This is a genomic window from Tessaracoccus sp. MC1756, assembly GCF_014164735.1.
Lineage (GTDB): Bacteria > Actinomycetota > Actinomycetes > Propionibacteriales > Propionibacteriaceae > Arachnia.
This window is the reverse complement of sequence record NZ_JACJFZ010000001.1, coordinates 963177-977240: the sequence shown is the minus strand read 5'-3', so window position 1 is coordinate 977240 and position 14064 is coordinate 963177. Positions and strand designations below refer to the sequence as shown.

At 68.6% G+C, this 14064-nt stretch carries 15 protein-coding genes and 2 tRNA genes; 7 read left to right on the top strand and 10 right to left on the bottom strand.

Annotation, left to right across the window (positions count from 1 at the left end; genetic code table 11):
- Positions 1 to 50: 50 nt before the first annotated feature.
- Positions 51 to 1112: a MoxR family ATPase gene (locus tag H5393_RS04555; protein WP_076058619.1), complete on the bottom strand. Its 1062-nt coding sequence runs from the start codon at positions 1110 to 1112 to the stop codon at positions 51 to 53.
- A gap of 124 nt (positions 1113 to 1236) precedes the next feature.
- Between H5393_RS04555 and H5393_RS04550 the strand changes: the two genes are divergently transcribed.
- The 3 genes from H5393_RS04550 to H5393_RS04540 all read left to right on the top strand — a co-directional run bounded on the left by H5393_RS04550 (position 1237) and on the right by H5393_RS04540 (position 3342).
- The gene (locus H5393_RS04550) at positions 1237 to 2163 is read left to right on the top strand and encodes a hypothetical protein (RefSeq protein ID WP_255436252.1); all 927 of its coding nucleotides are present in this window, start codon (positions 1237 to 1239) and stop codon (positions 2161 to 2163) included.
- A gap of 10 nt (positions 2164 to 2173) precedes the next feature.
- Positions 2174 to 3247 carry a tellurite resistance/C4-dicarboxylate transporter family protein gene (locus tag H5393_RS04545; RefSeq protein ID WP_182765621.1) on the top strand — a complete coding sequence of 358 codons (1074 nt, stop codon included), beginning with the start codon at positions 2174 to 2176 and terminating at the stop codon, positions 3245 to 3247.
- Positions 3248 to 3268: 21 nt separating this feature from the next.
- A tRNA-Ile gene (locus H5393_RS04540) sits at positions 3269 to 3342 on the top strand.
- Between the two features lie 3 nt (positions 3343 to 3345).
- Here H5393_RS04540 and otsB read toward each other — a convergent pair.
- Positions 3346 to 4170 (bottom strand): trehalose-phosphatase, encoded by an 825-nt coding sequence (gene otsB, locus H5393_RS04535; RefSeq protein ID WP_182765620.1) that lies wholly within the window; start codon positions 4168 to 4170, stop codon positions 3346 to 3348.
- A 90-nt stretch (positions 4171 to 4260) separates the two neighbouring features.
- On the opposite strand from otsB, the gene H5393_RS04530 reads away from it, so the two are divergent.
- Positions 4261 to 5658, top strand: a complete 1398-nt coding sequence (locus tag H5393_RS04530) for a trehalose-6-phosphate synthase (protein ID WP_182765619.1) — start codon at positions 4261 to 4263, stop codon at positions 5656 to 5658.
- Between the two features lie 6 nt (positions 5659 to 5664).
- On the opposite strand, the gene H5393_RS04525 is transcribed toward H5393_RS04530, so the two are convergent.
- Positions 5665 to 7602, bottom strand: a complete 1938-nt coding sequence (locus tag H5393_RS04525; protein WP_182765618.1) for a solute carrier family 23 protein — start codon at positions 7600 to 7602, stop codon at positions 5665 to 5667.
- A gap of 118 nt (positions 7603 to 7720) precedes the next feature.
- Between H5393_RS04525 and H5393_RS04520 the strand changes: the two genes are divergently transcribed.
- Positions 7721 to 7793: transfer RNA gene (locus H5393_RS04520), tRNA-Asn, on the top strand.
- 86 nt (positions 7794 to 7879) lie between these two features.
- Here the strand turns inward: H5393_RS04520 and H5393_RS04515 are convergent.
- Positions 7880 to 8560 carry a DUF6766 family protein gene (locus H5393_RS04515; RefSeq protein ID WP_182765617.1) on the bottom strand — a complete coding sequence of 227 codons (681 nt, stop codon included), beginning with the start codon at positions 8558 to 8560 and terminating at the stop codon, positions 7880 to 7882.
- An 85-nt stretch (positions 8561 to 8645) separates the two neighbouring features.
- Positions 8646 to 9038, bottom strand: a complete 393-nt coding sequence (locus tag H5393_RS04510) for a hypothetical protein (protein WP_182765616.1) — start codon at positions 9036 to 9038, stop codon at positions 8646 to 8648.
- A 123-nt stretch (positions 9039 to 9161) separates the two neighbouring features.
- On the opposite strand from H5393_RS04510, the gene ybaK reads away from it, so the two are divergent.
- Positions 9162 to 9653 carry a Cys-tRNA(Pro) deacylase gene (gene ybaK / locus H5393_RS04505; protein ID WP_182765615.1) on the top strand — a complete coding sequence of 164 codons (492 nt, stop codon included), beginning with the start codon at positions 9162 to 9164 and terminating at the stop codon, positions 9651 to 9653.
- Between the two features lie 75 nt (positions 9654 to 9728).
- Positions 9729 to 10346, top strand: coding sequence for a GNAT family N-acetyltransferase (locus H5393_RS04500; protein WP_182765614.1), 618 nt, complete (start codon positions 9729 to 9731; stop codon positions 10344 to 10346).
- Here the strand turns inward: H5393_RS04500 and H5393_RS04495 are convergent.
- Genes H5393_RS04495 through H5393_RS04475 form a run of 5 tightly spaced genes read right to left on the bottom strand, consistent with a single transcriptional unit; the run spans position 10333 to position 14027 of the window.
- On the bottom strand, positions 10333 to 10953 hold the full coding sequence (locus H5393_RS04495; RefSeq protein ID WP_182765613.1) for an SCO family protein: 621 nt from the start codon (positions 10951 to 10953) through the stop codon (positions 10333 to 10335). The genes H5393_RS04500 and H5393_RS04495 overlap by 14 nt on opposite strands.
- A complete protein-coding gene (gene trpA, locus H5393_RS04490) occupies positions 10950 to 11798 on the bottom strand; it encodes a tryptophan synthase subunit alpha (protein ID WP_182763489.1) in 849 nt (282 codons plus the stop codon). Before trpA ends, H5393_RS04495 begins: the two co-directional genes overlap by 4 nt.
- Positions 11795 to 13030 (bottom strand): tryptophan synthase subunit beta, encoded by a 1236-nt coding sequence (gene trpB / locus H5393_RS04485; protein ID WP_182763490.1) that lies wholly within the window; start codon positions 13028 to 13030, stop codon positions 11795 to 11797. The genes trpA and trpB overlap by 4 nt, the downstream gene beginning before the upstream one ends.
- A complete protein-coding gene (trpC, locus tag H5393_RS04480) occupies positions 13030 to 13824 on the bottom strand; it encodes an indole-3-glycerol phosphate synthase TrpC (protein WP_182765612.1) in 795 nt (264 codons plus the stop codon). The genes trpB and trpC overlap by 1 nt, the downstream gene beginning before the upstream one ends.
- Positions 13821 to 14027 carry an HGxxPAAW family protein gene (locus tag H5393_RS04475; protein ID WP_076058596.1) on the bottom strand — a complete coding sequence of 69 codons (207 nt, stop codon included), beginning with the start codon at positions 14025 to 14027 and terminating at the stop codon, positions 13821 to 13823. The genes trpC and H5393_RS04475 overlap by 4 nt, the downstream gene beginning before the upstream one ends.
- Between the last annotated feature and the right edge of the window lie 37 nt (positions 14028 to 14064).

Below are 14064 nucleotides of genomic sequence, written 5' to 3'. Positions count from 1 at the left end.
GACGGCCCCTTCTGGGGGCCGTCGTAGGTGAAGCCCGGTTGCGTCAAGGATCAGCTCCGGCCGGGCTGGTGGGCGTGCGCCTGGTGGCTGGCCTGCCGCTGCTGTTCGTTCCACACGGGGGTGGGCGCCGGCACCATGGCGAGGATGCGGTCCACCACCTCTGCGGTGCTGACGTTGTCCGCCACTGCGTCGAAGCCCAGCACGATGCGGTGGGCCATGACGTCCTTGGCCACGGCCTGGACGTCCGTGGGCAGGACGTAGTCGCGGCCGTTGATGAGGGCCAGCGCGCGGGCGGCGGCGACCAGGCCCAGCGTGGCGCGCGGCGAGCAGCCGATCTGGATGACCCCTTCAAGGTCCGGCATGTTGAAATCTGCCGGGGTACGCGAGGCGAGCACGAGCCGCACGATGTATTCGGCGACGAGGTTGTGCACGAACACGTTGGAGGCCATGTCCTGGAGATGACGGACGAGATCCGGATTCAGGACCCGCTCCGCGACGGGCGGGCTGACGCTCATCCGGCGCAGGATCTCGAGTTCCTCATTGCCGCGGGGGTAAGGGACGTCGACCTTGACCAGGAAGCGGTCGCGCTGCGCCTCGGGCAGCGGGTAGACGCCCTCGGACTCGATGGGGTTCTGGGTGGCGATCACGATGAACGGCTTCGGCGCCGGGTAGGTGACGCCGCCGATCGAGACCTGCTTCTCAGCCATGAGTTCGAGCATCGCGGACTGCACCTTGGCCGGGGCGCGGTTGATCTCGTCGGCGAGGACGAAGTTGACGAAGACGGGGCCGAGTTCGATCTCGAAGCTCTCCGCCTTGGCCGAGTAGATGCGCGTACCGACGATGTCGGACGGCACCAGATCCGGCGTGAACTGCACGCGGGCGAAGTCGCCTCCCACGACGGTGGCGAACGAGCGCACCGCCAGGGTTTTGGCCACGCCCGGCACGCCCTCCAGCAGGCAGTGTCCCTTGGCCAACAGGGCGACCATCAACTGCTGCACCATGTGCTCCTGGCCGACGATGACCCGCTGCACCTGACTGATCGCCTGGCCCAGCACCCTGGCCGCGTCAGCGACCGTCTCGGGCAACTGGGTGACTGCGGTCGGCTCGCTCACGCGTGACTCCTTCTGGACGGGGATCCGCGCTCAACGATAGCGCTCCGGGGGAAGCACCAACTCTACGCAGACCACGCACGGCCGTCGACGCTGTTGCTTGTCTGAATGTGGTTCGATGGTCACGATGAGCGAGCACGACGACGCCGGCCCGGTGCAGGGTCCCCCTCCCCCTCCGCCCGAGGAACGCGCGGAGGATGAGATGGTGCTCGCCGCGCACCATCCCCTCCGGGAGGAAGACCCGCCCAAGGTGGGCGGCTTCTGGCTCGACGCCAGGCTGACCGCCACCCCGGCGGGCACCACCTTCGTCGCGCACGAGGACGGCGGCGACTCCGTCATGCTCCTCCTGCTCTCAGAGGGCGCGGCGCGCGACGCCGCGGCCCGGGCCCGGTTCTCCGGCGAGATCAACGCCATGCATATCGACACCGTCGTCGCCCGTGGCGGCGAGGATCAGGACGACGGCCGCACCGCCGTCCGGTACCGCAGCGAAGACGACGATCCACACCTCGCCCATCTGCTCCCCCTCGCGCCCTGGGCTGCGCTGGCGTTCGACGGAACGCTCGCGGCCGTCGAGGAGGCGGACAGGGTGCTGCGCGCCGTCGATCTGTCGATGGCGCCGCCGCTGAGCCAGCCGGCGGGCCCCGACTACCGGTTGCACTGGATCGACAAGACCGGCCACGGCGCCACCCGGCTCTGGCCGCTGGCCTGGCCGGGGCGTCGGGACCGTGCCTCCTGGATCACCATCCTGGTGTCCTTCCTGGTGATGGCCCTGTTGTCGGCGCTCGCGCTGCTGATGGCCATCCTCGCCTTCCAGAACCAGCCCCCCGTCGACGCTCCCCCGCCCATCCCTTCGCCCGCGGAGGGCTCCGGCGAGGGGTCAGGCTCGCCTGATCCGGCGTCGGCCTCCCCCCAGTCAGGGGAGCCGCAGAGCGGCGAGCCGTCCAGCCCTTCACCTGGCAGCGACGGCGGACCGTACAGCGACTCGCCCTCGATGGAGGTACCCAGCGACGGCGAATCCGGCCCCGGCGGGCCGAGCGTCAACCCGAAGCTCTGACGCGCCGGTCATGAGCCAGCCCTCCGCCTTCTCAGAGGCCCTCGAACGCCTGTCGCCGGGCTACTTCGCGCTCGTGATGGGCACCGGCATCGTCTCGATCGGCCTGCACGAGATCGGCCTGGAGTCGCTGTCGCTCGCGCTGCTCGTGATCGCCGCCCTGTCCTACGCCGTGCTCTGGGTGCTCTACGTGTGGCGCGCCGTGTCCCACCGTGCCGCGATGCTGCGCGACCTGCGCGGGCCTGAGATGGCGTTCGCCTACTTCACCGTGGTCGCGGGCACCGACGTGCTCGCCGTCCGTCTGCTGGCTGCCGGGTATGTCACCATCGCGCTGCCGCTGATCTTCCTCGGCACCGTGCTCTGGTTCGTCTTCGGGTACGTGTTGCCCTGGCAGGTGCTGATGACCCGCGACGGCAAGCCGATCCTCGCCAGGACCAACGGCACCTGGTTCATCTGGGCGGTCGCCAGCCAGTCGCTGGCCATCGGCATGACCCGCATCATGGGCTTCTTCCCGGATGGGCGGGCGTGGATCGGGATCCTCGCGGTGCTGTCGTGGTCGGTCGGCGTTGCGCTGTACGCGGGCGTCTCCATCCTCGTGCTCCTGCGCATCGTCCACTTCGGCATCACGCCGCGCGAGTTCGAGCCGCCCTACTGGGTGGCCATGGGCGCGATGGCGATCGCGGTCGTCGCGGGCAGCAACATCGTCGCCATGGATTCGACGCCCATGGTCGATGCGACCCGGACGCTGATCGCGGGTACCATCGCCATCTTCTGGAGCTTCTGCCTGTGGCTCATCCCGATCCTGGTCGGCGCAGGAGTGTGGCGGCACTTCGTGCACCGGGTGCCGCTGGTCTACGTGCCCACCTTCTGGTCGATCGTCTTCCCCGTCGGCATGTTCGCCGTCGCCTCGATCAACGTGGGCAGGGTCGACCGACTGCCGTTGGTGGAGGCCATCGGCACTGTGTTCCTGTACGTCGCGCTGGCGGTGTGGGCGGTCGTCTTCGTCGCCATGATGCGCAACGTGGTGATGGTGCTCCTGCCGAGGGCGCGGCCGGGACGGCCACGTGTTGGGCAGGGACAGGCGTAACTGAGTATCCTTCTTCCCCGAGGGGCATTAGCTCAGCCGGTTAGAGCAGCGGACTCATAATCCGCCCGTCGCGGGTTCAAGCCCCGCATGCCCCACCCTCAGGCCAGCGCTGCAGCCAGGTCCCGCAGCCAGGCAGCGACACCGTCGGGCCCCTCCGCCAGCACATCGGCCTGGGCGGCCATCGCCGGCTGTTCCGCAGACCCGCTGATGACGGCGCAGGTGCTGAGACCCCCGTCGCGCAGTTCGCGAAGCACTTCAAAGGCCGGCAGGTCCCCCAGGTCGTCGCCGCACATCGCCACGACGGAGGCCCCGGTCTCGTCGACGAGGGCACGGAGCGCGTCACCCTTGGTCAGCGCTGAAGCACGCAACTCAAGGACGTTGCGGCCGGGCTCCAGAACGAGCCCGTGCCGCTCGGCCACGACAGCCAGCTGCGGCTCCAGGAGCCGGAACGCCGCGTCGGGGTCTGCGCTGCGACGCGTGTGCACGCCGAGCGCGCGGCCCTTGTCCTCCAGCACCACACCGTCGATGGCGCAGCCCGCGATGATCTGCTCCACCGCTGGGCGCGCCGCGGAGACGTTCTCGGGCACCGACGGCGGCGTCTCCTCGCCCGTGGCCGCATCCCAGCGCTCCGCGCCGTACTGGCCCAGGACCACCAGGTTGCCCAGCCCTTCGCGCTCCGCCAGGCGCCCCAGGCGCCGGACCACCGCGACCCCCCGTCCGGTGATGATCGCCACGTGCCCGAGAACGCCGCCCAGCCGGGCGAGGGCCTGGGCCGCGCCGTCGTGCATCCGGGAGTCCTCCGGGTCATCGACGATGGGGGCAAGGGTGCCGTCGAAGTCGAGGGCGAGCAACACCCGGGACGGGTCTGCGGCGGCGGCGGAGAAGAAGCTCCGGGCATGATCGGTCACTGCATTCCAGGTCATGGCACCTACCTTGCCACGTCGGCGTTCTCGGGTCGCCCGACTCATGTGACAGCCTCACTCGGTAAGGTGATAGACGACCTAGGAGGAAAAATGTCCGAGCGCGCACGCTTCGTCGTTGTCGCCAACCGGCTCCCTGTCGACCGCATCACCGCAGATGACGGGAGCGTCGACTGGCGCACGTCACCGGGTGGCCTGGTCACCGCTCTCGAGCCCGTGATGCGCCGCATGGGCGGTGCATGGGTGGGCTGGCACGGCGCGTCGGGTGAGCGCGTCGCGCCCTTCGAACACGAGGGCTACTCCGTCGTGCCGGTACCCCTGAGCGCAGAGGAGTATGAGGAGTACTACGAGGGCTTCTCCAACGCCACCCTCTGGCCGCTGTACCACGACACCGTCGCCTTCCCCGAGTACCACCGCGAGTGGTGGGACGCCTACGTCACGGTCAACCGTCGCTTCGCCGAGGCGACCGCGGAGGTGGCCGACGAGGGCGCCACTGTGTGGGTCCAGGACTACCAGCTTCAACTGGTCCCCAAGATGCTGCGCGAGCTGCGCCCGGATCTGCGGATCGGCTTCTTCCTCCACATCCCGTTCCCTCCCACCGAACTGTTCCAGCAGCTACCGTGGCGCAGTGAGATCCTCGAGGGTCTCCTCGGTGCTGATCTGGTGGGCTTCCAGGTGCCGGGCGGCGCCCAGAACTTCCTGCGGCTCGTGCGCCAGCGCACCGCCCACCGTGTGGAGCGCGACCGGGTGCGCGTATCGGGATCGCACGTGTGCACCGCCCGCGCCTACCCGATCTCCATCGACACGGAGGGCTTCGCGGCCCTGGCCGAGACGCCGGAGGTCATCGCCGAAGCCGAGGCCCTGCTGGAGGAACTGGGGCATCCCAAGCGGATCTTCCTGGGCGTGGACCGGCTGGACTACACGAAGGGCCTGCGGCAGCGCATCCGCGCCATGGGCGAACTCTTCGAGGAGGGCAAACTCGACCCGGCGGACACGGTCTTCCTGCAAGTGGCGACCCCGTCGCGCGAGCGCGTCGACGAGTACAGGCGGCTGCGCGACGATATCGATCTCCTGGTGGGGCGGATCAACTCCGAGGTTGGCGGCGTCGGTCGCCCGGCCATCTCCTATCTCCACGCCGGCTTCCCGCGCACGACGATGGCGGCTATGTACCGCATCGCCGACGTCATGGTCGTGACTCCGCTGCGTGACGGCATGAACCTCGTGGCCAAGGAGTACGTGGCGTGCCGCCCCGACACCAATGGCGCGCTGGTCCTCAGCGAGTTCGCCGGCGCGGCGCAGGAACTCAAGCAGGCCTACCTGGTCAATCCGTACGACCTCAACGGCATGAAAGAGGTCGTCATGCAGGCCGCGACGGACCCGGCCCGGGAACGCCAGCGGCGCATGCGGGCGTTGAAGAAGCAGGTGCACGGCAACACCATCGAGCACTGGGCCGACAATTTCCTGGGTGACCTCCAGAACACCGACGGCTGAAGCGGGTCAGTTCAGCGCCTCGAACTTGCGTGACCAGGCGGAGCGGATCGGGTTCGCGTCAGCCACGAGGGCATCGAAGCGGCGGTCAGCGATGTTGGCCACCTCGCCCACGGTCTTGTGCAGTTCGCGTTCCGGCGAGGCCTCCACGCGCACCCAACTCTGCTCCACCACGGAGTCGAGCGTGGTGGTCGCGTTGAGCGACACCACGAGCGGGAGGCCGAACTTGTCCTGGTACGCGTGCGACACGGCCATGAGACTCTGCCGGTCGTGGTCGTCCATCCTGTCGGCGGCCAGCGATCCGGTCTCGGTGAGCGCGGCGATGTCCGACGGCGTGTGACCAGGGTCCTCGTCGAGGAGGAGGTCGGCGATGTCGCGGTACCTGAGGATCAGGCTCCGCTGTTGGTCGGGGGTGCCGCTCATCAGCGAGTTCTGGAAGGCTCCCCGCAGGTCGGCCGTCGAGTTGAACGGACGCGACTGGTACGCGGCACGGATGGGCCAGGTCTCTTCCGGATAGAGGCTGCGGAAGGTCTCGACGAAACGTTCCTCGTCCATGGCGTTGATCTGCTCGAGGTTGAGCGGGCTCCTGCCTGAGGTCGCGACGTCCGGGCCCCGGCGGCGTCCGACGTGGAAGAACAGCAGGTTGAGCACGATCGCGGTGATCGCGCCGATCGTGACGCCGGAACCGAAGAAGATGTGGAGCCACCCGGGCACAGCCTGGGCAACGGAGGGCTGCAGGGTGACCAGCATCGCCAGCGCCAGCGAGGTGGAGACGATGACCTGGTTGCGGTTGTCGTGCAGGTCGGCCTTGCCCAGCGTCTGGATGCCGACGAAGGCCACGTTGGCGAACATGGCCAGGGAGGCACCGCCCAGAACCGGTCCGGGGATGGCCGCGACGATGGCGCCTGCCTTCGGGAGGAGGCCCAGGATGATCATGAACACGCCGGCCACGGCGACAACCCAGCGCGACTTCACGCGGGTGAGGCGCACGAGGCCGACGTTCTGCGCGAAGCAGGTGTAGGGGAACGAGTTGAGGACACCGCCCAGCGCGGTGGACAGGCCGTCGGCGCGCAACGCGGCGGCGATGTGCTTCGGGGTGATGCGCTTGCCGACGACCTCACCGGTGGCGAACACGTCACCGGTGGTCTCGACGGCCGTGATGGCCATCACGATCAGCATGGAGACGATCGCGGCGAAGGTGAACTTGGGCATCCCGAACCAGAACGGGGTGGTCACGCCCACCCAGGAGGCGTCGGCCACGTGGGTGAACGAGGTGTCGCCCAGGATGACGGCGACAACCGTACCCAGGACCAGACCCATGAGGACGGCGACGGTGGCCATGAAGCCCTTGAAGAAGCGCTGCATCAGCACGATCACGCCGAGCGTGGCCAGCGCGTAGGCCAGGTTGCGTGTCAATTCCGCCCCTGCGGCGTTCCCGCCGCCGGCACCGCGGACGATGTCGCTGGCCGCCACGCCGATGAGGGTGGTGCCCATCACGGTCAGGAGGGTGCCGGTGACCACCGGCGGGAAGAAGCGGATGAGCTTGGAGAAGTAGGGGGCGACGAAGAACGTGGCCAGACCGGCGACGATGATGGAGCCGTAGATCTCCGGCAGGCCCTCCCTGCCACCGCCGGCGGCCAGGCCGATGGCGATGATCGGCGACACGGCCGTGAACGTCACGCCTTGGATGAGCGGGAGCCGCACGCCCACCTTCCAGAAGCCGACGGACTGGATGATCGTCGCGATGCCGCAGGTGAACAGATCGGCGTTGATCAGGTGGATGAGGTCCTGGGTGGACAGGTCCAGCGCGCCGGCGATCACGATGGGGACGATCACCGCGCCGGCGTAGAACGCCAGGACGTGCTGCAGGCCGAGGACGGCCAGCTTGGGCCCCGGTGGAACCTGGTCAACGGGGTGGACGCGGCGCTCCAGCGTGGCGGCGGACATGGGCTGCTCCTGTCACGAAAAATCGACTGGCTAAAGCTACCCCCAGCCCCTCCGATTCGCCATCCGGCAGAATCATCTGCTAACGTTCTTCATCGCGTGGTCATCCACTGACCACCGGTCCCTGGTAGCTCAATTGGCAGAGCATCTGACTGTTAATCAGAGGGTTACTGGTTCGAGTCCAGTCCGGGGAGCTAGAGCAAACACGCTCTGACAAGCTGAACGGCCCTTCCAAGCTCCATTGGAGGGGCCGTTCTTTTTGGCCAACCTCGCGACTCCTCTAGGGGTTCTCGTGGTGCGGCATGCCCACCGGCTTGGATTCCGGGGAGTTCCGCTGCCGGAGGAACACCGCGAAGATCGCCATGGACCCCACTGCAAGGAACTCGGACTGCCAGTTCTGGAACGTCCTGCTCCAGAACTCCGGTTGGAGGAGATAGTCACCCAGGCTGAGCGGATCGAGCAGGTCGCGCAGGCGTTCCTCGTTGTAGGCGACACGACCAGCCACCGCCTGAGCAGCCCAGGACAACACGAAGATGGCGAACATCACGATGGTCAGCGACATCGAGAACACGCTGGTACGCCACCCGCCGACCCGGGCAAGCTGCGGCGAGTCAGGCCGGGCGAACTCCCCCACCATCTCCTCCGAGTCGTCGTGCGGCCCCATCTCCTGGGGCGGCTTGGACTCCGACGAACCCCGCTGGACCAACCAGACGGTGAGCAGGATGAAGAGCGTGAACTGGAGGTACTCGGACTGCCAGTTCTCCGCCACGTCGACGGCGAACGAAGAGGACGTCAGGTAGCGCCACATGTCGATCTCGGCCAGGCCCGCCGTGCGGGCCTCCAGGTTGTAGTGGGCCTGACCGGCGAAGGCCTGGCCGATCAGCGCGAGCAGCAGCAGGATGCCGAAGCCGATGGACAGGGAGTTGTCGCGCAGCGCGGACTGGACTCGTGGATCCTTCACCGTGCCACCGCCGCAATGATGAAGACGGCGAGCAGCCCCAGCAGGATGAACAGCAGGTACGTCCAGAACACAACCCTCGCGAGAATCATGCCTTCACCTCACACTCGTACGGCCAGGCGGGATCCGCCTCTTCACGGACGCATCCCGCTGCGGTCACCAGCCAGCCCTCAGGGAACCGCGCCAGGAACACGACGTCATCCGCGAGTCGCACCTGGGCGCTCTCACCCGCGACCTCCCCGCCCTCCACGTCAGAGGCCGAGGGCAGCCCCAGTTCCTCAAGGACTGCGGCGCAATCGGTGCCCGAGTCCTTCTCCACGCTCTTGCGGGTCTCCGGCGCGAGCATCTCGCACGCCTCCGCCGGAGTGGCTCCCACGAAGGCGCGGGCGGCGTCTTCCACCTCGCCCTCGCGGGCGTCGGCCGAGCAGCCGGCCACTGCCAGACCGGCGATCACCACAGCAGCCATCCAGTTTCTTGCCACGAGTTCAACCTCCTCGAGACAGCGGGGCCCATATCCGGGTGAACCCGTCCGAGAAAGCCGACAGTAGTCCCGGACAGGTGCTTCGAATCACACCCTTGTGGGCTACGACAGTAGGCTTCGCCCATGGCCAAGAAGCAGCACGGCGGCACGGGCACGCCCGCCACCAGCGCCCTGGACCAATCGAAAGTGCCCTACACCATCCACACCTACGACCACGATCCCGCCTCACCCTCCTACGGTCTCGAAGCAGCGGAGGCGCTGGGCAGGCCGGCCGAGGAAGTGTTCAAGACGCTGCTCGTCGATACCGGCGCGGGGCTCGCCGTCGGGGTGGTCCCGGTCCATCTGCAACTGGACCTGAAGGCGCTCGCGGGCGCCCTGGGGGTCAAGCGCCTCACCATGGCCGCTCCTCCCGCGGCCGAACGCTCCAGCGGGATGGTGGTCGGGGGCATCTCCCCCATCGGTCAGCGCAAGCCGCTGCCCACGGTGCTCGACGCGTCGATGCAGGGCAGGGCCACAGTGCTGGTCAGCGGCGGACGACGCGGCCTGGACGTCGAACTCGCCCCTGCTGACCTGGCCCGCCTCACGCGGGCCACCTTCGCAGCCATCGCCAGATAGCCTCACGGCCCGCCCCGCTACCCTGTCCAGCATGGCCTGGTCAGACATCCTCCCCTTCATGGGCGTGTCCATCCGTTGCGGCGACCTCACGCTGAGCGCGATGACGCCCGACGACGTGCCGGAACTGCTCGCCGTCGCGGGCGGCGGCATCGTGCCAGACGGTTCCGGCTACCCGTTCCTCACCGACTGGGCGCTGCTGCCGAAGGCCGAACGCGAGCTGAGTTCACGCAGTTCTACTTCTCGACTTGGAGCGCCGCCCGCCCCGAGCGTTTCGAGCTCCTCATGGTGGCGCGCCAGGGCGACACCATGCTGGGCGCCCAGGACCTTCGGGCGGCCGACTTCGCGGTGCGCCGAACGGGCTTCACCGGGTCCTGGCTGGGCCGGGAGTTCCATGGCAGCGGCATCGGCACCCGCATGCGTCAGATGATCTGCGCCTTCGCCTTCGACGAACTGGGCGCCATCGAGATGCGCACCGAGGCCTATGCCGACAACCCGGCATCGAACAGGGTGAGCCAGAAGACCGGCTACCGGGAGTTCGACCGCGCCCGCGTCAACCGCCTGGGCGAGGCCGCGACCGAGGTGCGCTACAAGCTCACCCGGGAGCAGCTGACCAGGCCGGAGGAGCCGATCAGCTACGACGGCGGCCAGGCCCTGCGCCGATTCCTCGGCATCTCCTGGGTCAGCCCGCGATGAGGCGTTCGTAGTCCTCGCGCATCTCGCCGGGCGGAACCTCGTTCCACACGACGGCCAGCTTGCGGTCCTCGCCGAAGCCCAGGATGTAGCTGCCGTGGTCCACCTCATAGCCACCGGACGGCAACTGCTTGCCCTCGGCGATGTCGATGCCGAGGCTCAGCGCGGCGGGCTTGATCAGGTCGAGGCTGCCGGTGAGCCCGATGAAGGACTCGTCGACCCGACGCAGGTACTCCTTCAGCGCCTCGGGGGTGTCACGGGCCGGGTCCGTCGTGACGACGATGAGCGTGATGTCATCAACGATCTCAGGCGGGAGGCGGCGCTTGGCCGTGGCCATGTCCGCCATGATGCCGGGGCACACGTCTGGGCAGTTGGTGTACCCGAAGAAGAGGGCCAGGGCCTTGGTGGTGACGTCCGTGGCCAGGTTGAACGGGTTGCCGTCCTGGTCCGTCAGGGTCACGTCCGGAACGGGGTTGCCGCCGCCGGACAGGTGCGTGCCGTGCCACTCACCCGCGCCCTCGATGTCGGCAGCAGGCTCGTCGGCGGCGGGGCTGCAGGCAGCCAGCAGCGCGGTGGCACCGGCGCCGAGAAAGAGGCGTCGTCCTATCACCGGCGAGCCCGCTCGACGCCCGCCGCAAGGTCGTCGGCCAGCGCCCGGAGCTTCTGCAGGTCGCCGTGCATGTCCAGCCCGTCCGACGACATACACTTCACCAGCGCCGAGCCGACGATCACCAGATCCGCGAAGCTACCGATCTCGGCCGCCTGGTCCCCGTCGCTGACGCCCAGGCCGATGCCGATGGGCAGCGACGGATCAACGGCGCGGGCGCGCTCCACGATCACGGGGGCCGCGTCGGAGGTCTGGCTCCGCACACCGGTCACGCCCATGACGGACGAGGCGTAGACCCAGCCGCGGCAGGACTCCATGGTGAGTGCGATCCGCTCGTCGGTGGATGACGGGGCGATCAGGAAGACCCGGTCCACATCGTGCGCGTCCGAGGCCTCGAACCACTCCGGGCAGTCGTCCGGCGGCAGGTCGGGCGTGATGACGCCCGCTCCCCCGGCCGCCGACAGGTCCCGGGCGAACGCGTCGACCCCGTAGGCCTCCACGAGGTTCCAGTAGGTCATGACCATCGGCGTGGCACCGGCCGATGCCACGGCCTCGACGGCGAGGAAGGCGTCCCTGGTGCGGACGCCGCGCGCACGGGCCTTGGTGGTGGCGTGCTGGATGACCAGCCCATCCATCAACGGATCCGAGTACGGGATGCCGATCTCGACGATGTCGGCGCCACGGCCCTGCGTCCCCTCGACGAGGGCCTTCACCACGGACAGCGAATCCGGCACCGTGGGGTAGCCCACCGGGTAGTAGCCCACCAGCGCAGGGCGCCCCTCGTCGAGGCAGCGCGCGACAGCGGCACCCGAGTTACCGAGGCGCTTGGGATCTGTGAACTGGCTCATTCGAACGCTCCCACCGTCACGTCAGGCTGGCCTGACAGGCCGAAATACTCGAACGCGGTGGCCACATCCTTGTCGCCCCGCCCGGAGAGGCACACGAGGATCGACGGCGTCGCCGAGGGATCCTGCTGCGCCAGTTGTCGGCCGAGCCGCAGCGCACCGGCCAGGGCGTGAGCCGACTCGATGGCAGGGATGATGCCCTCGGTGCGGGTCAGCAACTTGAAGGCCTCCATGGCCTCCGCGTCGGTGACCGGCTCGTAGACGGCACGGCCCGTGTCCGCCAGGTAGGCGTGCTCCGGCCCGACACCCGGGTAGTCGAGGCCGGCGGAGATGGAGTGCGACTCGATGGTCTGCCCGTCCGCGTCCTGCAGCAGGAAGGTGCGCGCACCGTGCAGCACGCCGGGGGTCCCGGCCGTGATGGTCGCCGCGTGACGGCGGGTCTCGATGCCGTCACCCTCTGCCTCGAAGCCGTACAGGCCGACACCCTCGTCGCCGATGAACTCGTAGAACATGCCGATGGCGTTGGAGCCGCCGCCGACGCAGGCCGCCACGTAGTCCGGCAGGCTGCCGTGGTCGTCGAGCATCTGCTGGCGGGCCTCGACGGAGATGACGCGCTGCAGTTCGCGGACCAGGTACGGGAACGGGTGTGGACCGCCCACGGTGCCGATGAGGTAGTGCGTGTGGTCCACCGTCGTCACCCAGTCGCGCATGGCCTCGTTCATCGCGTCCTTGAGGGTGCGCGAGCCCGCGGCGACCGCGTACACCTCGGCGCCGAGCAGCTGCATGCGGGCGACGTTCAGCGCCTGACGCTGGGTGTCCACCTCCCCCATGTAGACGCGGCACTCAAGGCCCAGCAGCGCAGCCGCAGTGGCTGTGGCCACCCCGTGCTGTCCTGCGCCGGTCTCCGCGATCACGCGGGTCTTGCCCATGCGCTTGGTCAACAGGGCCTGGCCCAGAACGTTGTTGATCTTGTGGGCGCCGGTGTGGTTGAGGTCCTCGCGCTTGAGCAGGATGCGGGCGTTACCCGCATGCTTGGAGAACTCATCGGCGACCGTGATCGGCGTAGGCCGGCCGGCGTAGTCGCGCTGCAACCTGGCCAGCTCCGCGTGGAACGTCGGGTCCGCCCAGGCCTCGTCGAACGCGACGATCAGTTCGTTCAGCGCCGCTTGGAGTGCCTCGGGCACGAAACGGCCGCCGAAGCGGCCGAAGTGTCCCCGGGAATCGGGAAGGCTCATCAGTGCTTTGCCCTTTCTGCGGCAGCCATGAAGCTGCCGATGGCGTGGGTGGGGTCGCCGTGTTTGACGAGCGCCTCCCCCACGAGGATGACGTCTGCCCCCTCGGCCGCGACACGCGCGACGTCGTCGGCGGACTGGATCCCCGACTCCGCCACCTTCACGGCGGCATCGCCGATGCGCTCAGCCAGGCGGCCGAAGGTGGCCGGGTCGACGTCGAGGGTCCTCAGGTTCCGGTTGTTGACGCCGATGAGGCCGGCCCCGGCGGCGAGCGCCCGGTCCACCTCCTCAGCGGTGTGGGTCTCGACCAGCGCGGTCATGCCGAGCTCTGCGGTCAGCCCCAGGAAGCGGGTGAGTTCGTCGTCGGTGAGCGACGCGACGATCAGCAGCACCAGGTCCGCACCGTGGGCGCGGGCCTCGTGGAACTGGTACTCCTCCACCATGAAGTCCTTGCGCAGCACCGGGATGCGGACGCGCTCACGTACGGCGTCGAGATCCGCCAGCGAACCGTTGAACCGGTGCTTCTCCGTGAGAACAGAGATGGCTGCGGCGCCGCCCGCCTCGTAGGAGGCGGCGAGCCCGGCAGGATCCGTGATCATGGCGAGGTCGCCCTTCGACGGCGACTTGCGCTTGACCTCCGAGATCACGGCGATTTCCGGGGTGCGGAACCGCGGCATCGGGTCGATCGCCGGCGCTGCCTGGTGGGCGGCGCGGACGACCTCGTCGATGGAGGTGCGGGCCTTGCGTTCCTCGAGGTCTCGCCGGACGCCGACGATGATGTCGTCGAGGACGGTCACGGCTGACCCAGACCCATGGCCTTCATGATCATGGTGGTCAGTGCCCCGACGAGAATCACGGCTGCACCGACGATGACCCAGAGCCACGCCGGGCCCAGCATGGCGGCCACGCAGGCGATGGTGAAACCGACAGCGGTCAGCACCGATCCGGTCCAGGCGGCAGGGCTCCGACCGTGGTGGTAGTACTTCGGGGTACGTGCCATGAGCGCGACCTTTCTCTGAACGAGGGAGGGTTCAGCC

Coding starts and splice junctions, on each gene's coding strand:
- H5393_RS04550 (WP_255436252.1), top strand. CDS start 1,237: ATGAGCGAGCACGACGACGCCGGCCCGGTGCAGGGTCCCCCTCCCCCT.
- H5393_RS04545 (WP_182765621.1), top strand. CDS start 2,174: ATGAGCCAGCCCTCCGCCTTCTCAGAGGCCCTCGAACGCCTGTCGCCG.
- otsB (WP_182765620.1), bottom strand. CDS start 4,170: ATGACCTGGAATGCAGTGACCGATCATGCCCGGAGCTTCTTCTCCGCC.
- H5393_RS04530 (WP_182765619.1), top strand. CDS start 4,261: ATGTCCGAGCGCGCACGCTTCGTCGTTGTCGCCAACCGGCTCCCTGTC.
- H5393_RS04525 (WP_182765618.1), bottom strand. CDS start 7,602: ATGTCCGCCGCCACGCTGGAGCGCCGCGTCCACCCCGTTGACCAGGTT.
- ybaK (WP_182765615.1), top strand. CDS start 9,162: ATGGCCAAGAAGCAGCACGGCGGCACGGGCACGCCCGCCACCAGCGCC.
- trpA (WP_182763489.1), bottom strand. CDS start 11,798: ATGAGCCAGTTCACAGATCCCAAGCGCCTCGGTAACTCGGGTGCCGCT.
- trpB (WP_182763490.1), bottom strand. CDS start 13,030: ATGAGCCTTCCCGATTCCCGGGGACACTTCGGCCGCTTCGGCGGCCGT.
- H5393_RS04475 (WP_076058596.1), bottom strand. CDS start 14,027: ATGGCACGTACCCCGAAGTACTACCACCACGGTCGGAGCCCTGCCGCC.